At 72.2% G+C, this 19,124-nt stretch carries 19 protein-coding genes; 7 read left to right on the top strand and 12 right to left on the bottom strand.

Translation table 11 applies throughout. The annotated features are described in order from the left end of the window. The first annotated feature begins 48 nt into the window (after positions 1-48). Positions 49-1,302: an MFS transporter gene (locus ABZS66_RS32570; protein ID WP_354764413.1), complete on the top strand. Its 1,254-nt coding sequence runs from the start codon at positions 49-51 to the stop codon at positions 1,300-1,302. 3 nt (positions 1,303-1,305) lie between these two features. Here ABZS66_RS32570 and ABZS66_RS32565 read toward each other — a convergent pair whose 3' ends face one another. Then, a complete protein-coding gene (locus tag ABZS66_RS32565; protein WP_354764411.1) occupies positions 1,306-2,055 on the bottom strand; it encodes a class II aldolase/adducin family protein in 750 nt (249 codons plus the stop codon). Between the two features lie 118 nt (positions 2,056-2,173). On the opposite strand from ABZS66_RS32565, the gene ABZS66_RS32560 reads away from it, so the two are divergent. After that, a complete protein-coding gene (locus ABZS66_RS32560; protein ID WP_354764409.1) occupies positions 2,174-2,497 on the top strand; it encodes a 2Fe-2S iron-sulfur cluster-binding protein in 324 nt (107 codons plus the stop codon). Next, complete coding sequence (locus ABZS66_RS32555) at positions 2,494-3,729, top strand: FAD-dependent oxidoreductase (RefSeq protein WP_354764407.1); 1,236 nt, start codon at positions 2,494-2,496, stop codon at positions 3,727-3,729. The genes ABZS66_RS32560 and ABZS66_RS32555 overlap by 4 nt, the downstream gene beginning before the upstream one ends. Here ABZS66_RS32555 and ABZS66_RS32550 read toward each other — a convergent pair. The 3 genes from ABZS66_RS32550 to ABZS66_RS32540 are packed head-to-tail and all read right to left on the bottom strand — an operon-like array spanning position 3,707 to position 6,541. After that, positions 3,707-4,726, bottom strand: coding sequence for an amidohydrolase family protein (locus ABZS66_RS32550; protein ID WP_354764405.1), 1,020 nt, complete (start codon positions 4,724-4,726; stop codon positions 3,707-3,709). The two genes, ABZS66_RS32555 and ABZS66_RS32550, sit on opposite strands and share 23 nt — an antisense overlap. After that, entirely contained in the window at positions 4,726-5,418 is a 693-nt protein-coding gene (locus ABZS66_RS32545; RefSeq protein ID WP_354764403.1) for a 4-carboxy-4-hydroxy-2-oxoadipate aldolase/oxaloacetate decarboxylase, read from the bottom strand. Before ABZS66_RS32545 ends, ABZS66_RS32550 begins: the two co-directional genes overlap by 1 nt. A gap of 10 nt (positions 5,419-5,428) precedes the next feature. Then, the gene (locus ABZS66_RS32540; RefSeq protein ID WP_354764401.1) at positions 5,429-6,541 is read right to left on the bottom strand and encodes a zinc-binding dehydrogenase; all 1,113 of its coding nucleotides are present in this window, start codon (positions 6,539-6,541) and stop codon (positions 5,429-5,431) included. A 95-nt stretch (positions 6,542-6,636) separates the two neighbouring features. Between ABZS66_RS32540 and ABZS66_RS32535 the strand changes: the two genes are divergently transcribed. Further along, on the top strand, positions 6,637-7,551 hold the full coding sequence (locus ABZS66_RS32535; RefSeq protein ID WP_354764399.1) for an ABC transporter substrate-binding protein: 915 nt from the start codon (positions 6,637-6,639) through the stop codon (positions 7,549-7,551). A gap of 10 nt (positions 7,552-7,561) precedes the next feature. Then, entirely contained in the window at positions 7,562-8,026 is a 465-nt protein-coding gene (locus ABZS66_RS32530) for an RpiB/LacA/LacB family sugar-phosphate isomerase (protein ID WP_354764397.1), read from the top strand. Here the strand turns inward: ABZS66_RS32530 and ABZS66_RS32525 are convergent. The 4 genes from ABZS66_RS32525 to ABZS66_RS32510 are packed head-to-tail and all read right to left on the bottom strand — an operon-like array spanning position 8,023 to position 11,533. Continuing rightward, the gene (locus ABZS66_RS32525; protein ID WP_354764395.1) at positions 8,023-8,877 is read right to left on the bottom strand and encodes an alpha/beta hydrolase; all 855 of its coding nucleotides are present in this window, start codon (positions 8,875-8,877) and stop codon (positions 8,023-8,025) included. The genes ABZS66_RS32530 and ABZS66_RS32525 overlap by 4 nt on opposite strands. A gap of 23 nt (positions 8,878-8,900) precedes the next feature. Beyond that, a complete protein-coding gene (locus tag ABZS66_RS32520; RefSeq protein ID WP_354764393.1) occupies positions 8,901-9,719 on the bottom strand; it encodes a 3-methyl-2-oxobutanoate hydroxymethyltransferase in 819 nt (272 codons plus the stop codon). Between the two features lie 3 nt (positions 9,720-9,722). After that, the gene (locus tag ABZS66_RS32515; protein ID WP_354764391.1) at positions 9,723-10,238 is read right to left on the bottom strand and encodes a hypothetical protein; all 516 of its coding nucleotides are present in this window, start codon (positions 10,236-10,238) and stop codon (positions 9,723-9,725) included. Positions 10,239-10,246: 8 nt separating this feature from the next. Beyond that, entirely contained in the window at positions 10,247-11,533 is a 1,287-nt protein-coding gene (locus ABZS66_RS32510; protein WP_354764389.1) for an aromatic ring-hydroxylating dioxygenase subunit alpha, read from the bottom strand. A gap of 274 nt (positions 11,534-11,807) precedes the next feature. Between ABZS66_RS32510 and ABZS66_RS32505 the strand changes: the two genes are divergently transcribed. Further along, positions 11,808-12,548, top strand: a complete 741-nt coding sequence (locus ABZS66_RS32505; protein ID WP_354764387.1) for a FadR/GntR family transcriptional regulator — start codon at positions 11,808-11,810, stop codon at positions 12,546-12,548. Positions 12,549-12,582: 34 nt separating this feature from the next. Here ABZS66_RS32505 and ABZS66_RS32500 read toward each other — a convergent pair whose 3' ends face one another. Then, positions 12,583-13,260, bottom strand: a complete 678-nt coding sequence (locus tag ABZS66_RS32500; RefSeq protein ID WP_354764385.1) for an NADPH-dependent F420 reductase — start codon at positions 13,258-13,260, stop codon at positions 12,583-12,585. Positions 13,261-13,460: 200 nt separating this feature from the next. Between ABZS66_RS32500 and ABZS66_RS32495 the strand changes: the two genes are divergently transcribed. Continuing rightward, entirely contained in the window at positions 13,461-14,522 is a 1,062-nt protein-coding gene (locus ABZS66_RS32495) for an NAD(+)/NADH kinase (RefSeq protein ID WP_354764383.1), read from the top strand. A gap of 22 nt (positions 14,523-14,544) precedes the next feature. On the opposite strand, the gene ABZS66_RS32490 is transcribed toward ABZS66_RS32495, so the two are convergent. The 3 genes from ABZS66_RS32490 to ABZS66_RS32480 are packed head-to-tail and all read right to left on the bottom strand — an operon-like array spanning position 14,545 to position 19,099. After that, a complete protein-coding gene (locus tag ABZS66_RS32490; protein WP_354764381.1) occupies positions 14,545-16,722 on the bottom strand; it encodes a TIM-barrel domain-containing protein in 2,178 nt (725 codons plus the stop codon). Beyond that, positions 16,719-17,789: a glycoside hydrolase family 15 protein gene (locus tag ABZS66_RS32485; protein WP_354764379.1), complete on the bottom strand. Its 1,071-nt coding sequence runs from the start codon at positions 17,787-17,789 to the stop codon at positions 16,719-16,721. The genes ABZS66_RS32490 and ABZS66_RS32485 overlap by 4 nt, the downstream gene beginning before the upstream one ends. A 32-nt stretch (positions 17,790-17,821) precedes the next feature. Continuing rightward, complete coding sequence (locus ABZS66_RS32480; RefSeq protein WP_354764377.1) at positions 17,822-19,099, bottom strand: sugar ABC transporter substrate-binding protein; 1,278 nt, start codon at positions 19,097-19,099, stop codon at positions 17,822-17,824. Positions 19,100-19,124 lie beyond the last annotated feature (25 nt).

The following is a 19,124-nucleotide window of genomic DNA, read 5'->3' as shown; positions in this document are numbered from 1 at the left end:
ACCGTAGGGTCTAACGTAATACCATTGGCCCAATCTCGGGAGGGTGCGTTGCGGGGACTCTGGGCATCGGGAGCGCAGCGCCTCGGCGCCGCGTCGCGCCGCACCTTCCGTTCGCTGCGGGTGCCCAACTACCGGCGGTTCTTCGCCGGGCACGCGGTGAGCGTGATCGGCACCTGGATGCAGCGGGTGGCCCAGGACTGGCTGGTGCTCGAGCTGACCGACTCGGCGGTCGCGATCGGTGTGGCGACCGCCCTGCAGTTCCTGCCGACACTGCTCCTCGGCCTGTACGGCGGGGTCATCGTCGACCGGGTCGACCGGCGCCGGGCGATCATGGCCACCCAGGCGGTGAGCGCCGTGCTCGCCGCGGCGCTGGCGGCGCTCGTGCTCACCGACGCCGTGTCGCTGTGGATGGTGTACGCGCTGGCGCTCGCCCTCGGTCTCGTGACGGTCATCGACGTGCCCGCGCGGCACTCGTTCATCACCGAGATGGTCGAGCCGGAGGACTACGTCAACGCGCAGGCGCTCAACTCGACGATCCACAACGCCGGGCGCCTGGTCGGCCCGGCCCTGGCCGGCGTGCTCATCGCGACCGTCGACGTCGGGGCGGCGTTCGCGCTCAACGCGCTGTCCTTCGCCGCGGTCCTGCTGAGCCTCGCCCGGATGGACCGCAGCCGGCTGCGGCGCCCACCGGCCGCGCCACGCGTGCCCGGGCAGGCCAGGGAGGGTCTGCGCTACGTCTGGCACCACCCGGAGCTGCGCGCGTGCATGGTCCTGGTGGCGGTGGTCGCCCTGCTGGGCCAGAACTTCCGCGTGGTCCTGCCGGTGCTGGCCCGGGACACCTTCCACGGCGGGCCGCAGCTGTACGGCTGGCTGACCTCGGCGCTCGGCGTCGGCGCCGTGATCGGCGCCCTGGCCAGCGCGTCCCGCACCAGCGTCACGGCCTGGTCGCTGCTGATCTGGACGGGCGTGTTCGCCGCGGTCAACGTCGGCGCCGCGGCCGCACCGGTGCTGCTCGTCGCGCTCGCCGCGATGGTGGGCGTCGGCGTGGCGAACATCAGCTTCAACACCCTCGCCCGCACGCTGCTGCAGCTCGGTGCGGACCCGGCGATGCAGGGCCGGGTCATCGCCCTGCACAGCATCGTGTTCCTCGGCAGCACCCCGATCGGCGGACCGATCACCGGGTGGGTCTGCGAACAGTGGGGCGCGCGGGCGGGCCTGCTGCTGGCCGGGCTGTCGGCGGGGGCGGCCGCGCTGGCCGTCCTGCCCAACCTGCGCAGGGCCCGCCGGCTCGCGGAAGCGTAGCGCTCAGTCCAGGCCCAGGCCGGCCAGACGCAGCCGCGCGACGTGGTGGCGCCACACGTTGAGGTCGTTGAACGACGCGCCGAGGTCGGGCAGCTCGGCCACATCGTCGGGCGCCAGCGGGGCGGCCCGGTCACCCAGCCGGGCACGCTCGACGCTGACGCGGGCGAGCACGTCGAGGCTGAGCGCCCGCACGACGGCCTGCTCGACGGCGTGGGGCCCGGATCCGACGGTGGCGATGCCGTGACCCTTCAGGATGCACACGTCGGCCGGGCCCATCGCGGCGACGAGCTCCCGGCCGAGCTCGGCCCGGCGCACGAGGGCCGAGCGCGGGTACACCGGCACCCCGGCGAGGGCGAGCCGGGCGGCCGGGATGTGGTACGCCCCGAAGACCGGCCGCAGCGGCACCTCCTCCAGCCCGGCCACGAGCACGGCGGGTGGGTGGCAGTGCACGACCGCGTCGATGTCGGGCCTTGCCCGCAGCAGCTCGGCGTGGATCGGCAGCTCGTTCGGGGCGCTCCAGCCCTCCGGCAGGTCACCGCGCCCGTCCAGGTCGACCTCGTGCACGTCCGCGTCGACGGTGAAGAGCAGCCCTTCCTCGCGCGGCCCGCGGCACCGCACGAGCATCCGGTCGGGGGCGGTCCGCACGCTCACGTGGCCGAGCACGTCCTCGGCGAGACCGGCGTTGGCCAGGATGCGACAGCCGAGGGCGACGGTCCGGCGCGGCACGGCGGGGCTTGACGATGCGTTCGCCACGATCGCCACAATAGGACCATTGGTTCTACCGTTCAACCATCGCCGGGCTATACCGGTGGCAGTGAAGGTTGTATGGTTAGTCCATTAGACGCCCGCTGTACAGCTGGAGGAGCCGCCAATGCCCAAGGTCACCTTCGTCGCCCTGGACGGATCGCGGCGGACGATCGACGCCACTGCCGGTGACTCGGTCATGGCCACGGCCGTGCGCAACGGTGTGCCCGGGATCATCGGCGAGTGCGGGGGCAACGTCTCGTGCGCGACCTGCCACGTGTACGTCGACGACGACTTCGCCTCCCGCGTCGGCCCGCCCGGCGACATGGAGGACGACATGCTCGACCTCGCGGTGTCCGACCGGCGGGCGACCAGCCGGCTGTCCTGCCAGATCAAGATGACCGACGCGGTGGACGGGCTGACCGTCGAGATCCCCCAGGACCAGCCGTGACCGCGCAGGTGCTCGTCGTCGGGGCCGGCCAGGCCGGGGTTCAGCTGGCGGCGTCGCTGCGCGATCTCGGCCACCACGGGCCGATCACTCTGGTCGGCGCCGAGCGGCACCAGCCGTACCAGCGCCCCCCGCTGTCCAAGGAGTTCCTCGCCGGCGCCGCCGATCTCGACAAGCTCGCGCTGCGGACCCCCGCGTTCTACGCGGACCGGCGCATCGAGGTCGCCGCGGCGCAACGGGTCGTGCGCCTGGACCTCACGCCGGCCGGCGGGGGCGTCGCGGTCACCGACACGGGGCGCCGGCTGCGGTTCGACCGGCTCGCCCTGACCGTCGGCGCGCGGCCCCGCCGCCTGCGGCTCGCCGGGGCGGACCTGGACGGCGTGTGCTACCTGCGCGACGTCGACGATGCCACCCGCCTGCGGGGCAGCCTCGCGTCGGCCCGCGACGTGGTCGTGATCGGCGGCGGGTTCATCGGCCTCGAGGCGGCCGCGGTCGCGAGGTCCGCCGGGCGGAACGTCACCGTCGTCGAGGCGGCTGACCGGCTGATCCCACGCTCGGTCGCTCCGGTCATCTCCGGCTTCTACGCCGGCGCGCACGAGCGCCGCGGGACCGCCGTGCGGCTGGGCACCGGCGTCACCCGGATCGACGGCGAGGGCGGCCGGGTGACCGGCGTGCTGCTCGCGGACGGCACCCGCCTGCCCGCCGATCTCGTCGTCGTCGGGGTCGGCGTGGAGCCGCGCACCGAGCTGGCCGAACAGCTCGGCCTCGCCTGCGACCGCGGGATCGTCGTCGACGAGTTCGCCCGCACGAGCGAGCCGTCGGTCGTCGCGGCCGGCGACTGCACGGTGCTGCACAACCCGGCGACCGGCGTGGGACCGCTGCGGCTGGAGTCGGTGCCCAACGCCGTCGCGCAGGCCCGGGTGGCCGCTGCGACGCTGCTCGGCAGCCTCCGGCCGTACACGGAGGTGCCCTGGTTCTGGTCCGACCAGTACGACCTGAAGCTGCAGATCGCCGGGCTCGCCGACGGCTACGACCAGCTGGTGGTCCGCGGCGATCCGGCCACCGAGCGGTTCTCCGTCCTGTACTACCGGCAGGGGCGGCTGCTCGCGGTGAACGCGGTCAACCGCCCGGCCGACTACCTCGCGGTCCGCCGGGCGCTGACCGACGGCACGTCGCTCGCCGCCGACCGGGCCGCTGCCGGCGACGTGTCGCTCAAGGAACTGCTGGTGCGATAGCGTTCAGGCGCGGGTACACCCGCCGGGCGTTCAGCTCGTAGGTCCTGGCCAGCGCTTCCGGGCCCAGTCCGACGTTGTCGACGTAGCGCTTGGTGTCGTCCCAGTGGTGCCCGGTCTCCGGGTCGACACCGCGCACGGCACCGTGCAGCTCCGACGCGAACAGGATGTTGTCGACGTCGACGACGCGGTACAGCAGGTCGATGCCCGCCTGGTGGTAGACGCAGGTGTCGAAGAAGACGTTGCGCATCACGTGCTCCCCCAGCGGCGGCCGGCCGAGCCGGTCGGCGAGCCCGCGGTACCGGCCCCAGTGGTAGGGCACCGCGCCGCCGCCGTGCGGGATCACGAGGCGCAGGGTCGGGAAGTCGGCGAACAGGTCGCCCTGCACCAGCTGCATGAACGCGGTGGTGTCGGCGTTGAGGTAGTGCGCGCCGAGCGCGTGGAAGTTGGGGTTGCACGACGCCGACACGTGGATCATGGCGGGGACGTCGAGCTCGACCAGCGCTTCATACATGGGGTACCAGAACCGGTCCGTCAACGGCTTGGCCGTCCAGTGCCCGCCCGACGGGTCCGGGTTGAGGTTGCAACCGACGAACCCGAGCTGCGTCACGCACCTGCGCAGCTCGCCGATCGCGTCGTCGAGGGTGCCGCCCGGCGTCTGCGGCAGCTGGCACGCGCCCGCGAAGCGCCGCGGGAACAGCTCCGTCACCCGGTGGACCAGGTCGTTGCAGGCCCGCGACCAGGCCACCGCCGTCGCCGGGTCGGGCACGTGGTGCGCCATCGCGGACGCCTGCGGCGAGAAGATCATCAGGTCCACCCCGCGCTCGCGCAACAGCTTGAGCTGGGTGGTCTCGATGCTCTCGCGGATCTCGTCGTCGCTGATGCGGGCAGGCTCCGGCGCCGGCCGGCGCGGGCCGGCGAGACCGGCCAGCTGCGCGTCACGGAACGCCTGGTGGGCGGCCGGCGCCGTCGTGTAGTGGCCATGACAGTCGATGATCATCAGTCCTCCGGGGCCTGGTCGACGTACCGCAGCCCCTTGCGGGCCAGTCGCTCGCGCATGTCGTTGACGTCGAGGCCGAGCTCGCCGGCCTCGTACCGGGCCCGGGAGACCGCCTCGCGCTTCTCCCGCAGTTTCGCCGCCTCGATGACGTCGGCGGCGCTGCGGCGGGACACCACCACCACGCCGTCGTCGTCGGCGACGATCACGTCGCCGGGCCGCACCAGCCGGCCGGCGCAGACGACCGGGACGTTGACGTCGCCGAGCGTCTCCTTGACGGTGCCGGTCGCCGACACGCAGCTGGACCAGACCGGGAACCGCATCCGGGTCAGCTCCGCGACGTCGCGGCAGCCGGCGTCGATGACGAGTCCCCGCACCCCGCGGGCGTGCAGCGAGGTGGCGAGCAGGTCGCCGAAGTAGCCGGCGTCGGACGGCGACGTCGGCGCCACGACCAGGACGTCACCCTCCTGACACTGCTCGACGGCGACATGGATCATCCAGTTGTCGGCCGGCGGCACACTCACCGTGACGGCGGTGCCGTACAGGTACGCGCCGGGATACACCGGCCGCAGCCGCACGTCCATGAGGCCGGTGCGGCCCTGGGCCTCGTGGACGGTGGCCACGCTGAACCCCGCGAACGCGTCGACGGTCGACCGGTCGGTGCGACGGATGTTGCGCACGACAACGCCGCTCATGGCCGGCTCCTCACTTCCACGGCAGCAGCGAGACGTGGATGACGCCCTCGTCGCCGCTCTGGCCGCCGACGGCCCGGATCGCGCGGTCGACGTCGTGCAGGCCGAACGTGTGGGTGGTCAGCCGGTCCAGCGGGAAGCGGCCGGAGGCGAGCTGCGCGAGGGCGAGCTCGCACGACCGGTAGCTGTGGCCGCGGGCGCTCTTGATGGTGATCGCCTTCTCGGTCACCTGCTTCACCGGGAAGTCCGGGAAGGCCGCCATCTCGCCCTGGATGAGCAGGGTGCCGGCGCGGCGCTTGAGCGCGTCGATGCCGAGCAGCACGGGCGTGACGCCGGCACCGGCGGTGCAGTCGAGCACGACGTCGACGCCCTTGCCGCCGGTGATCTCCATGATCCGCTCGAGGGCGTCCTCGCGCTGGACGTCGATGACGTGGTCGGCACCGAGCTGCCTCGCCAGCTCCAGCCGGGCGGCGTCGCGGGTGGTGCCGGTGACGATGATCAGCGAGGCGCCGGCCTGCTTGCACGCGACCGTCTGCGCGAGCCCCTGCTGGCCGGGGCCCTGGATGAGGACCGTGGACTCGTAGCCGACGCCGGCGTCGAACAGGGCCCACTCGATCCCGTTGGACATCGGCGTGACGATGCCGGCCAGCTCCGCCGACACACCGTCGGGCACCTTGTGCACCACGGCGTTCCACGGCAGGTACAGGTAGCCGGCGAACCCGCCCCAGAGGTGGAACTGGTTGTCGGCCGAGGTGTAGCCGTACCGGCGGGCATCGGTGTTGGTGCGCCAGTCGGTGGCCTCGCAGTGGCGGTACTCGCCGAGGTGGCACCACTCACAGCGCCGGCACGGCACGTAGTGCTCGACGAAGACCCGGTCGCCCTCGACGAATCCCTGCCGCTCCCGGAACACCCGGCCGGCCTTGACGATGACGCCGACGTTCTCGTGACCCATGATGACGGGGCCCGGCACGACCGGCTTGGCGTACATCTTGACGTCGGTGCCGCAGATGCCGGCGACCTCCACCTTGAGCAGCGCACCGTCGTCCGGGACGTCCGGCATCGGATACTCACGCAGCTCCGTCGTGCCCGGACCGGTCCGCACGGCCGCCAGGACCTGTTCCCTCATCCGCTGCCCTTCCCTCGCCTTGGTCTTATGGTCTAATAATTAACACACCGGGCTTGGTCGGCACCAGAGAGGGCGGGGCAATGCAGCTCAGGACCGTGACACGCACCCAGGGCAACAACGAGGCGCTCAAGGACGGCAGCGTGCGGCCCGACGGTCACGAGTTCGTGTTCACCGAGGTCCCCGTCCTCGTCACGGCGTTCCGGCAGATGGTGCGCGACCTGGAGTTCGACGTGTGCGAGATGGCGGTCACGACGTACCTGTGCGCCAGGGCCCACGGCAAAGCCTTCACCGCCCTGCCGGTGTTCCTCGTGCGCGGCTTCCACCACGGCGCCCTCGTGCGGGCCACCGGCTCCGGCGTCACGCCTGACGGGCTGGAAGGCCGCCGGGTCGGGGTCAACCGGGGGTACACGGTCACGACCGGCGTCTGGGCCCGCGGCATCCTGCAGGACGAGTACGGCGTCGACCCGGACCGCGTGACCTGGCTGCCGACCGGTGACGAGCACGTGGCGGAGTACCGCCCGCCGGCGAACGTGACGCCGCTCGACGCGGGCCTCGACACCGCGCTCGCCGACGGCCGGATCGACGCCGCGGTCGGGATCGAGGCGACCCACCCCGCGCTCGAACCGCTGATCCCGGACCCCGAGGAGGCGGGCTTCGCGGCGTTGCGCGAGCGCGGCCTGTACCCCATCAACCACCTCGTGGTCGTCAAGGACGAGCTGCTGCGCGCGGACCCGGGGCTGGCGGTCGCGGTCTTCGACGCGTTCGCCGCCGCGAAGCGGCGCTACGTCGACCGGCTCGCGACCGGCGCGATCGTGGCACCGACCGCGACCGACCTGATGTACCGGCAGGTCATGCAGATCACCGGTGCGGATCCGCTGCCGTACGGCATCGCCCCGAACCGCGCGATGCTCGAGCAGCTCATCGGCCACGCGGTACGCCAGCACATCCTCGACCGGCCGCCCGCCGTCGAGGACCTGTTCCACCCCACCACCCACGAACTCAGCGCGTAAGGACACCACCATGCGGATCGCGATCGCCGCCGACCACAACGGCATTCCGATGAAGTCCGGGCTCATCGAGTGGCTGACCAGCCAGGGCCACCAGGCCGACGACCGCGGGGCGCACGACGCCGGCGCCGTGGTGGACTACCCACCGCTCTGCGCCGACCTGGCGAAACAGGTGCTGTCCGGCGCGGCCGAGCGCGGCATCGTGATCGGCGGAACGGGCGGCGGCGAGGCGATCGCCTGCAACAAGATCCGCGGCATCCGCGCCGGACTGTGCCACACGCCGTTCCTCGCCGAGATCTCCAGCGCGCACAACAAGACCAACGTCCTGGTCCTCGGCGCGAAGGTGATCACGCCGGAGGAAGCCGTCCAGATCACCTCGATCTGGCTCACCACGCCGTTCAAGGGCGAACGGCACCAGCACCGCCTGGACCAGATCGCCGCGCTCGAACGCGGCGAGCCGCTGCCCTGGAGTTCCTAGAACGCGATGGCGTCGAGGAACGTCAGCACGCGCCCGGCGGCGGTGTCCTCGGTCTGCCCGCTCACCGGGACGTCCCAGTACTCGTTGCCGGGCAGGCACTCCTGCAGGTAGCGCGCCGCCGACGTCGCGTGGGAGGCGTCCTGCCCGGGCACGATGAGCGACGGGATGTTCAGCAGCATCAGGTCCTCCGGCTCCGCGCCCGGCACCGTGTCCCGGTCGAAGAGCACCCGCGACATGCCGGTCACCACGGCGGTGTAACGGCGCGGATCCCATTGCGCGTACCGCTGCGCAAACTCCGGGTCGCGCCGGATGACGGTGCTCCACGGGCCGACCCGCGGGTCCTGGCTGAAGCTCTTGTCCACGGCCTGGGCCAGCGCGACCACCTGCGCCAGGCCATGCTCGGCGACATGGGCCAGATGCCGGGCGAACCGGTCCTGCTGCAGCATGCGGTACCGCGGACCGCCCGCCGGCGAGAACAGCACCATGCCGGCCGCCGTGTCCGGATACGCCACGGCGAAGGTCGTCACGATCGAGCAGCCAACGCAGCCGCCCATCAGGTGGGCGCGTTCGATGCCCAGTTCGTCGAGCAGGCCCCGCCCCTGTGCGGCGTAGTCGCTCCAGCCGAGCCGTTCGACCCGCCCGCCCGAGCGGCCCGACTCACGACGGTCGAACGTGATGCAGGTGTACCGCTCGGTGAGCTGCCCCAGCAGGTTGAGCCGGCGGTACTGCCCCTGCGTGCGCCAGTTGTCCAGCGTCGCGTTGAACCCGCCGGGCGAGAACATGAGCAGCGGCGGCCCGGAGCCGGCCGTCTCGTAGTAGGTGGCGATGCCGTCGATGATGGCGGTGGGCACGGCGCCCCTCCGTTCGTGCGCTGCTATGTGGACTTGCCGCCCTTGATCTGGCGTCCGGCGCGCACGTCCCCGGCGTAGGCCGTGATCGCGTCGAAGCTGATCCGCGCCACGTTGGCGTAGGTGTCCGGCGGGTCGTCGAGTGCCGAGGCGGCGTAGCCGATGGCGGCGGTCGCCATCCGGATCCGCCCGTCGAGCCACGGCCCGCCGCCGTGTCCGCCGACGACGGGGATCGACACCGCGCGGGTCACCTCGGCGCCGATGACCGGGCCGGAGTTGGTGAAGTTCAGCAGGGCCGCACCGGCGGCCTCCAGCCGCTGGGCCTCGGCGACCATCTCGTCGCGCATCCGCAGCGGTACCGCCGCGTCGGCGCCCGGATCGGCCCGGTACTCGACGCCGTGGCGCAGCGCGGTCTGGGGCGTGATGCCGAACTGGGCGAACACCGGGATGCCCGCCCGGTGCACGGCGGTGACGGCCGGCAGATGGTCGGCCGCGCCGTCGAGTTTCACCAGGTCGACGCCGGCCTCCTTGACCAGCCGGATCGCGGCGCGCACGGCGCTGTCCGGGCCTTCCTGGAGCGGACCGTACGGGAAGTCGCAGCTGAGCAGCGCGTGCCGCACGCCGCGGCGGACCGCCCGGGCGACGACGATCATCTCGTCGAGGTCGATCTCGAACGGGTTCGTCCGGCCCCACAGGTTGACGCCGACGGTGTCGCCGACCGAGACAATGTCCACGCCGACCTGGTCGACGATGCGCGCCATCTGGTAGTCCCAGACCACCACGCCGACGATCTTGCGCTGTTCGCGCTTCATCGCCTGCAGTCCGGCAAGGGTGACCTTCGCCATCGTCTAGGCCCGCAGCGCCGTGAGCAGTTCGGTCAGGTCCTGCTCGTCGTGCGTCACCATCAGCACACGCGCGTGCGGCCGCAGCGCCGACACGGTGACCCTGGTGTCCTGCCCCGCGAGGACCAGCCCGGCGGTCATGATGCCCTGCAGGGTGCAGGCGTCGCCGATGGCGCGCGCCGCCGCGGCCGCCTCGTCCGTCGTGGCCACCATGACGGCCGCGTCGGCGCCGGCCAGCTCCGCGCTCAGCCGGGCCTCAGACCCGTCGTCGCGCACCAGCAGGACGTCGGCGATGCCGGCCAGGTCGCCGTCGGCCGGCATCTCCACCGACCGGCACGACAGGAAATGCGCGCCGCCGTGGTGCTGCTGGGCGGCGCGGCGCACGACCGCGGCCGCGCCGTCGTCCAGCGCCACGACCCGCGTCCCACGCGATGGCGCGATCGGCGCGTCGATGCGGTACCTCGCCTCGGCCGCGGTCGCGGCCCGGGCGCAGCTGTTGAGCAGGATCGGACGCATGGTCATGCCGGCGGTCACACCGAGGTCTGCGGGACGCCGGGCGTCGCCGTCACCGCGTCGCGGCACGCGTCGAGGAACGACTCCTCCTGCGGCAGGACGATCGCGGCGGACCGCACGCGGTGGTGCGCGGGGTCGGCACCGGGCGGTGTGACGCCCTCGTCCCGCAGCGCCAGGGCGGCCTTGCGCAGCTTCTGCCGGGCCTTGATGATGCCGCTGTCCGCGGGGACCAGCCGCTCCTTGGTGCGGTCGACGATCGGCCCCATGCTCTCCTGCAGCGAGGCGTCCTGGATGGCGATGCCGGTCACGCCGGAGTAGTGCTCGCCGCGCTTCTGCGCCGCGCGGTCCATCAGGTAGTCGTTGTCCTTGTTGCGCACCGGGCGGTACGTGCCGGGGATGTTCTCGCTGTGCACGCCGAACCCGGCCTTCATGTTCTGCAGTTCGGCGTCGGTCAGCGCGCGCACCGGGTGGTAGTCGAACGTGTACACCCAGCAGTTCTCGTCGTCGATCGGCACCCAGAAGTGCCCGTGGACCGGGTGGTCGCCGCGCGGGGGCACCATCGTGAAGCTCGGCATGATCCACGGCGTGATGCGCCAGTAGTACTGACCTTCCTCGGCGTTGCGCCGGGCGCCGACGAACAGGCCGCCGTCGGCCTCCGCGACCTCGAAGAACGGCTTCAGGTCATTGACGTTGTACTGGTTGCCGCGGGCGCCCTTGAACAGCGGGTCGCTCTTGAGCGCACCGGAGTGCAGCCACGTGACGTGGCTGGAGTCGATGCCGCCCTCCAGCGCCTGCAGCCAGTTGCACTCCTGCCAGCGCTTGGAGGTGTACGTCTGGTCCGCCGGCACGTGGACGAACTCGAACTCCGGCAGTCCCGGACGGTTGGCGGGGTCGCCCATGTGCGTCCACAGGATGTCGCCGACCTTGACCAGCGGGTACGCCCGGAGCTTGACGTTGGTGCAGAAGTTGCTGTTGTCCGGCTCGGACGGGACCTCGATGCACTGGCCGGTCACGTCGTACTTCCAGCCGTGGTACGAGCAGCGCAGCCCGCCCTCCTCGTTGCGGCCGAACCACAACGAGGCACCGCGGTGGGCACAGAACTCGTCCATGAGGCCGTAGCGGCCGTCGCTGTCCCGGAAGGCGATCAACCGCTCGGAGAGCAGCTTCACCCGCACCGGCGGGCAGTCGTCCTCGGGGAGTTCCTCCGCCAGGAGGGCAGGGATCCAGTACTGCCGGAACAGCTCACCCGTGGGCGTTCCAGGACCGGTCTGCGTCAACAGCTCGTTGAGCTCTGGTCTGAGCATCGAGGCGTCCTCCCGGGCAACCACTCACCTCTTAAGTGCAAACCATCATACCATTGCAAGGGTTAGCAGGCAACGCGCGGAAGCGGCGGCCGCTCCCCCGGCACCGAGTCGGACGGCACGCGAGTTCGGGACTTTCGGCCCGGGTACTCCGGGCAGCACGAGCCGACCATCGAAGACAGGCCTCGGTATGACGTCATTCTTTTAGGCCGTATTCTGGTTAGGCCACCATCCGCTTGCGTGACGAATGTTGCGCAACGACGAGAGATGAGCGCTAATGGCAGCCGCGAAGACCCAGACCGTCGGTGCCGGCGACGCGGACATGTTCAAGGCGGTGTCGGTCAACCGTGTCTCACAGTCGATCATCGACCAGATCAAGCTGCTGCTGCGGCAGGGTCGGCTGAAGCCCGGCGACCGCCTGCCCAGCGAACGCGAGCTGTGCGAACGGTTCGGCGTCAGCCGGGTGACCGTCCGCGAGGCGCTGCGCGTCCTCGAGGCGAGCGGCCTCATCGAGATCCGCGTCGGCGCACGCGGCGGCGCGTTCGTCACCTCCCCCACGTCACAGCAGATCGGCGAGGGGCTCGCCGATCTGATGAGCCTCTCGCCGATGTCCGCGCCGCAGGTGACCGAGGCCCGTCAGATCTTTGAGCTGAGCATCGTGCCCCTCGTGGTCGAGCGGGCCACCGATGAGGACATCGCGGCCCTGCGCGGCATGCTCGAACTGCACCGCGCCGCCCTCGAACGCGGCGAGTACGACATGTCGTTGTCCGCGGACTTCCACGTGCGGGTCGCCGCCTGCACACACAACCCGGCGATCGAGATGCTGGTCCACTCCTTCCACGGCCCGCTGCTCATGTCCCTGATCGAGGCGCAGGTGGTGGCCCCGACGATGGGCCGGCGCGGCACGGCGGAGCATGTCGAGTTCGTCGACGCGATCGAGGCCCGCGACGCCGAGCGGGCCTTGTCGATCATGCGCGAGCACCTGCAGCGCACGGCCGACCGCGTGAAGGAGATGTAGCCGACGCGCACCGGGCCGCGGCCGGAGGAACGCCTCAGGCCGCGGTGCGCTTCGCCGCGGCGAGCGCCTCGCGGACGACCTGCGCGCTCGCCGGTGTGCCGGGAACTGCCCCGAAAGCGCCGTAGGGACGCACGTAGACCGGGGTGTCCCGCTGTGCACGCCAGTTCTCGGCGAGCGGGCCGGCGTCCACGGTGTCGAAGCCGAGGCTGTCGAAGAACTCGGTGACCGCCTGCTTGGCGGCTGCGTCGTCACCGGCGATCGGCAGCGCCGAGCGGTCCGCGCTGCCCGCCGGGCGCACCAGGGTCCGCAGGTGCTCGGACCAGATGTTGTTGAACCCCTTCACCACCCGGGCTTCCGCGAGGTGCTGCTGCAGCAGCTCACCGGTGGTGCTGGAGCCGTCCTCCAGCTCGTCGAAGACGCCGTCGCGCTCCGGGTAGTAGTTGTTGGTGTCGATGACCACCTTGCCCGCGAGGGGCTCCGCCGGGACGTCCCGGTACGCCCGCAGCGGCACGGTCACCACCACGATGTCGCCGGCCGCGGCCGCCTCCGCGGGGGTCGCGGCGCGCGCCTTCGGCCCCAGCTCGGACACCAGGTCCTGGAGGGTCTGCGGGCCACGCGAGTTGCTCAGCACCACGTCGTGACCGGCGGCGACCGCCAGCCGCGCCACTGTGCTGCCGATGTTGCCGCTACCGATGAGTCCGATCGTCGTCATGTCAGCGCGAACCTCGCCGATCCCCGACCGATTCCGGCCGTCGGCACACCGTGACGGGGGACACACCGGCCGGTGTCGTTCTTGGTCGCGGCGAAAGGCCGGATGTCCCGAGGCGCATCGACTCTGGGATGCCACGGATGAGCTCGGCCGGAACGGGTACTTCTCCTTGCTCACCGCGACGAGCAGGGGAATGAGCGTCGATGATCGATCGGATCGGGCTGGTGGTGCACGGCGGCCGGCCGGCAGCGGTTTCGGCCGCGGGGGACGTCCGTCGCTGGGCCGGCGAACGGGCCATCCCGTGTGCCGACATCGACGTGTGGAGCTCAGCGCCCGAGGCCGGCCGCCTCAGTCCGGAGGAGGAGGCCGCGCGTGCCGGCGACCCGAGTCTCATCGTCACCGTCGGCGGCGACGGCACGTTCCTGCGGGGCATCCGGGTCGCGGCCGCCATCGACGCGACGGTCCTGGGCGTCGACGTCGGTCGGGTGGGATTCCTCACGGAGGTGGAGGCGAGCGACGTCGCCGCGGCGCTCGACGCCGTGCACACCGGGCGGTTCAGCGTCGACGCCCGGCTGACCCTGACCATGCGGGCCTCGCGCCCGCTGGAGATCCCCGCTGACATGCAGGTGCTGCTGCGATACGGCCGGGGCCCGGCCCTGCCACCGCCACAGGTTCGTCCGAGCGATCCGATGCAGGTGGGCTGGGGCGTGCCGCTCGACGTGGTCGCGCTCAACGACGTGGTCTTCGAGAAACTCGTCCGGGATCGCCAGGCCAGCCTCGCCGTCTACGTCAACGGCCGGCTCTTCGCCTCCTACTCTGCCGACGCGCTGATCATCGCGACCTCGACCGGATCGACCGCGTACAGCTTCGCCGCCGGCGGCCCGATCGTGTCACCGCACCTCGACGCGTTGGTCTTCACGCCGGTCGCCCCGCACATGGTCTTCAACCGCAGCCTCGTCCTCGCCGCGCGGGACCAGCGCGTCGGCGTCCGGGTCCTCGAGCGGTCCGGGCAGGTGGCCGTCACCCTCGACGGCCAGCTCCGCGGCGTGCTGGACCCCGGCGACTGGTTCTCCGTCTACGCCGGGCCCCGACGGGCCAAGCTCCTGCGCCTGGCGGAGCACGAGTTCCTCGGGCGGGTCAGGAACCGGTTCCGGCTGTCGGACTCGCCGGCCGCCCTCGCCGACGGTGCCGCACCGGCGATGTACAGCCCGGCCGAGCCGGAGCCGCAAGATCTCCGGCACCCCGGCCCACCTGACATCCACTGACGTCCACTGAGCGGTTGCCCGGTCAGCCGGCGGTGAAGAGGTCGCGGTGGCGGTCCGCCGACTCCAGGCGGCACCAGACCGGGATCTCGTCGACCGGGGCCGGGACCTCCACCACGCGGCCGCCGTCCAGCACCTCGTGGGTGCGCAGGTCCAGCCACCGTCCGTGCGGCAGGTAGGCCGACCGGGTCGTGGCACCCTCCGCGACCACCGGCGCGACCAGCAGGTCGTCGCCGAGCAGGTAGTCGTACGGGTGCTGCCAGGCGCCGGGGTCGTCCGGCGCGACCAGGCACACCGACCGCAGCATGGGCCAGCCGGTCCCGACCGCCCCGGCCGCCGAGGAGGCGAGGTACGGCACCAGCCGCTCCCGCAGGTGGGCGTACCGGCGGAACACCCGCAGCACCTCGGGGTCGCCCGTCTGCGCGGCGATGTTCCACGGGGTTCGGTCGCGTGACGGGCTGCGGTGATGGTTGTACTCCGAGTGGTACTGCATGATCGGCAGGAACGCCGACATCGCCGTGGCCCGCAGGTACAGCTCGGCCGAGGGGACCGGCCCGGAGAACCCGGCCAGGTCCCAGCCCCAGTAGACGATCCCGCACGCCGCCGCGGTGAGCCCGGCCCGCAGCGAGGACCGCATCGCCTCCCACGTGGAGTCCTCGTCGCCGGCCCAGAACACGCCGTGCGCCTGCGAGCCGGTGAAGCCCGCCCGGCTGAACGTGACCGGCGCCTTGCCGCAGGAGCGCAGCAGGTCACCGTACGCGGCGGCGTAGTGCACCGGGAAGCGGTTGTTGCCGGTCACGCCGACCGAGCCGTCGGCGTAGCGCAGGTCGTGGCCCCACGCGTGCTCGCCACCGTCGGTCTTGAACCCGTCGATGCCGACGTCCTCCACGAGGTACCGTCGCTTCGCCAGCCACCAGTCACGCGCCTCGGCGCCGGTGAGGTCCGGCATGAGCGCGGTCGGGAACCACCAGCCACGGTTGCGGTACGGCCGGCCGTCGCCCTCACGCACCCCGTAGCCGCGGGCCACCATGGTGGCGGCGTCGGCGGCGGCCTGGCCGGTCGGCTGGGGGCGCATCTTGTGCAGCGGAATCTGCCACAGCACGACCTTGACGCCGTCGGCGTGCAGGTCGTCGACCATGCCCTTCGGGTCCGGCCAGGCGCCGTCCGGCGGGAAGGTGAAGTCGGCCAGGCGGTGCGGGCGGCCGTCGTCGTGGACCTCGTACCGCGCGTCGCGGAACGCCACGAACGTCGACTCGTCGCTCCACGCCTCGACGACCACGACCCCGACCGGGATGTCGTGCTTGCGGTGCAGCGCCATCTCGGTGCTCACCCGCTCCTGGGTGTTCCACTCGTTGCCGCTGGCCCACAGCCGGAACACCCAGTCGGGCAGCGGCTGCGGCCGGCCGACCTCGCCGAGCCACCGGTGCAGGATCTCGCCGGGGGTGCCGTCGTAGAAGCGGACGTCCAGGCGCCCGCCCACCACGTCGGCCTCGACCCACAGGTCCGCGCCGGCGTCGAACCAGGTCCGCTCGGCGGTGTCGACGTGGAACGCCCACCCGGAACCGCCGAGGACGTGCGCGAACGGCATCGGCAGGTAGGTGCGCCCGGCGGTGCCCTGGCCCTTGTACTGCTCGAAGACCGTCGCGTCGAGCGCGTGCCCGCGCTGGTCGAGCCGGTCGAAGCGCTCCCCGAACCCGACCAGGTGCTCGCCGGCGGTCAGCCGCAGCGCGAACCGCACCTTGTGGACCCCGTCGGGGCCGACGAGCCACGAGGTGCTGTCCGGCACGAGGCGGCTCGTTCCGTGGGTGGTGAGCGTGCCCCCGGCCGGCGACCAGGCGGCGCCGCCCACCTCGAACCACCGGGTGCGGCGGGTGCGGGCGCCGTCGGTGGCGACGAACCGGTACCGGACCCGCCGGCCGGCGGGCAGCGGCGGGCTGTCGGCGGCCCAGCGGACGCTGCGGCCCCGCTGCCCGGCGGCGGCCGTGGCGAGGTGCCCCTCGGCCCCGGCCGTCGGCCCGGTCGGCGCGCCCTCGCGGTGCAGGTCGAACCCGCCGCCGTCCCACTCGCAGCGCACCGAGGCGACGGACGCGGCGGCGGCGACGCCGAGGTTCACCGGCTCGCCCGCGAGGGGCCGCACCGGCAGTCGCTGGTCGATGGACGGCTGGTAGACGTGGCCGGAGCCGAAGGGCCGGTGCCGGATCACAGGGTTACCTCCAGTTCGGCGGCGAGGGACAGGAACGCGCCGTGCGACCACAGCAGCGGGGTCGCGACCGGACCCCACCGGTCGAGCCACTCCCGGCGGTGCTCCGGGTGCAGCAGCCGGTCGCTGACCTGCTCCGGCAGGTCACCGTCGGCCGCGGCGGTGCCGGCGATCCAGGCGAGCTGGCGGCCGGCGTCGCCGGGCCGGCCGAGCCGCAGGTACGCCTGCCCGAGCAGCCCGGCCAGGACCGGCCACCGCCCGCCGCCGTAGAACACGTCGGCCCGGAACCGGTGCACGCCGCCGTCGTCGAGCAGGTCGCGCTCCACGGCGGCGACCGTGCGCGCCGCCGTGGCGTCGTCCACGACCCGCAACGGCGCGACGGCGGCGAGGAGGCTGCCGTCGACGGCGTCGGAGCCGAGCCACTTGCGCAGCCGCCCGTCGACGCTGCCCTCCCCGGCGATGACCGCGGCGATCTCGCCGGCGGCGGACAGCGCCGCGCCGGCGTCGGCGTCGCCGAGCAGCCCGGTGCGCGTCGCCGCGCGCAGCCCGGCCTCGACCGAGGCGAGCGTGGCGACGTGCACCCGCTCGGCGTGCTCCTCCCACCAGTCGTAGCAGGGCAGCCGCCACGCGGCGCAGAGGTAGCGCACCGTGAGGGCGACCGCCTCGGCGAACGCCCGGTCGGAGGCGCCGGCGAGGTGCCGCTCCAGCGCCCACAGCCAGGTGCCGTAGCCGTCGAGCTGGAAGTCCCACCAGGACTCCGACCCGTCCGCGCCGTCGAGGGTGTAGCGGGTGGGCAGGAAACGCGCCTGGTCGACGTCCTCACCGGCGGCGAGCGCCGCGACGACCGCCTCGATCCGCCCCGCGCGCTCGCCGACGACCCGGGCCGTCCACTCGTGGAAGGCCCGCGGCCCGTCGACGATGCCGTGCGCCCGCAGACCGTCGGCGACGAACGCGCCGTCGCGCAGCCACGCGTAGCCGTACACGGGGAAGTTCGAACAGGCGGGGTAGGCGCCGCTCGGCGCCTGCTCGCGGGTGATCACCTTGATGCTGTGCTCGACCAGGTCGCGCATGTGCTGTCCCTTACGCTGCTAGAGGAGGGGCGTCAGAGCAGGGCCGTGACCTGCTTGGCCGCGTCGTCGAGGGTCTTCTGCAGGTCCGCGCCGCCGGCCGCCTTGGTCAGGGCGTCGTTGACGATGTCCTGCATCTGCTGCTCCTTGGCGATGACCGGCAGCAGCGACTGCTTGCCCAGCGCGTCCATGACCGCCTTGCGGTTCGACGGCGGCGTCTTGTCGAGGTAGCCGGACAGCTTCGAGGCGTCGGCGAGCGGCGGCAGCTCCCACGACGAGTTGATCCGCGCGGTGACGGTCTGCTCGGAGGTGGTGAGGAAGTTCAGCCAGCGGAACGCGGCGTCCTGGTGGCTGCTCTTCGCCGACACCGCGACGCCGTTCTGGAACACGGCGCTGGCCTTCTGCGCGTCGCCGGGCTCGACCACCACGTCCCAGCCGAACGGCACGCTCTTGAGCGTGTCGAACTGCCAGTTCCCGTTGTGCCACATCGCGAGCTTGCCGGCCTTGAACAGGTTGGTGTCGAAGTCCGGGGTGTTGCCGATCTCGGTCAGCGTCGGCATCGTCGCGCCGGGCTTGCCGATGAGCCATTTCGCCGCCGCGACGCCCTGCGGGCTGTTGAACGTGGCCGACTTGCCGTCGGCGCTGAGGAACGTGCCGCCGGCCTGGTTCACGGCCTTGTAGAACTCGTAGAAGCTGACCGGCTGGTAGTCGCCGTAGACGCCCTTGGCCTTGTCGGTGAGCTTCTGCGCGGCGGCCGTCTCGTCCGACCACTTCCAGTCGGCCGTCGGGTAGGCCACGCCGGCGGCGTCGAACAGCGCCTTGTTGTAGATGAGCACGACGGTCGAGAAGGACTCGGGCAGCCCGTACTGCTTGCCGCCGTGCTTGAACGCGTCGAGCGCGGCCGGCGAGAGCACCGACGGCTGCCACGTCTTGTCGTTGGCGGCCGGGCCGGCGAGGTCGGCGAGGGAGCCGGCCTGGGCGTAGGTGACGAAGTTCTGGTAGTCCAGCTCGAAGGCGTCGGGCGCGGTACCGCCGGCGATCGAGGTCTGCAGCTGGGTGAAGTAGTCCTTGTACGGCGCGGTCTGCACGGAGATCTTGACGTCGGGGTTGGCCTTCTCGAACGCGGCGACGATGCCGTTGAGGTCGTCGAGGTGGTCCGGCGCCGCGGAGAACGTCAGGTAGCGGACCGTGGTGACGCCGCCCTCGGAGGTGTCCTTCGTGGCGGAGCCCTTCGAGCATCCGGCGAGGGCGAGCGCGGCGACGGCGATCAGGGCGGCGGCCCGGTGTAACCGGAGCCAGGGTCGAGCGGACATGCTGGTCCTCACAATCGGGGGGTGT

Origin of the sequence: Dactylosporangium sp. NPDC005572 (assembly GCF_040605515.1) — a bacterium.
In the GTDB taxonomy this organism is placed as follows: Bacteria; Actinomycetota; Actinomycetes; order Mycobacteriales; family Micromonosporaceae; genus Dactylosporangium.
The sequence above is the reverse complement of the archived record's forward strand: the minus strand, read 5'-3'. Positions and strand labels throughout refer to the sequence as shown.

Excerpts from the sequence above, each read along its gene's own strand:
- ABZS66_RS32485 (WP_354764379.1), bottom strand. The coding sequence starts at position 17,789 with ATGCGCGACCTGGTCGAGCACAGCATCAAGGTGATCACCCGCGAGCAG.
- ABZS66_RS32540 (WP_354764401.1), bottom strand. The coding sequence starts at position 6,541 with ATGAGGGAACAGGTCCTGGCGGCCGTGCGGACCGGTCCGGGCACGACG.
- ABZS66_RS32560 (WP_354764409.1), top strand. The coding sequence starts at position 2,174 with ATGCCCAAGGTCACCTTCGTCGCCCTGGACGGATCGCGGCGGACGATC.
- ABZS66_RS32500 (WP_354764385.1), bottom strand. The coding sequence starts at position 13,260 with ATGACGACGATCGGACTCATCGGTAGCGGCAACATCGGCAGCACAGTG.
- ABZS66_RS32495 (WP_354764383.1), top strand. The coding sequence starts at position 13,461 with ATGATCGATCGGATCGGGCTGGTGGTGCACGGCGGCCGGCCGGCAGCG.
- ABZS66_RS32505 (WP_354764387.1), top strand. The coding sequence starts at position 11,808 with ATGGCAGCCGCGAAGACCCAGACCGTCGGTGCCGGCGACGCGGACATG.
- ABZS66_RS32550 (WP_354764405.1), bottom strand. The coding sequence starts at position 4,726 with ATGATCATCGACTGTCATGGCCACTACACGACGGCGCCGGCCGCCCAC.
- ABZS66_RS32480 (WP_354764377.1), bottom strand. The coding sequence starts at position 19,099 with ATGTCCGCTCGACCCTGGCTCCGGTTACACCGGGCCGCCGCCCTGATC.
- ABZS66_RS32510 (WP_354764389.1), bottom strand. The coding sequence starts at position 11,533 with ATGCTCAGACCAGAGCTCAACGAGCTGTTGACGCAGACCGGTCCTGGA.
- ABZS66_RS32520 (WP_354764393.1), bottom strand. The coding sequence starts at position 9,719 with ATGGCGAAGGTCACCCTTGCCGGACTGCAGGCGATGAAGCGCGAACAG.
- ABZS66_RS32515 (WP_354764391.1), bottom strand. The coding sequence starts at position 10,238 with ATGACCATGCGTCCGATCCTGCTCAACAGCTGCGCCCGGGCCGCGACC.
- ABZS66_RS32545 (WP_354764403.1), bottom strand. The coding sequence starts at position 5,418 with ATGAGCGGCGTTGTCGTGCGCAACATCCGTCGCACCGACCGGTCGACC.
- ABZS66_RS32530 (WP_354764397.1), top strand. The coding sequence starts at position 7,562 with ATGCGGATCGCGATCGCCGCCGACCACAACGGCATTCCGATGAAGTCC.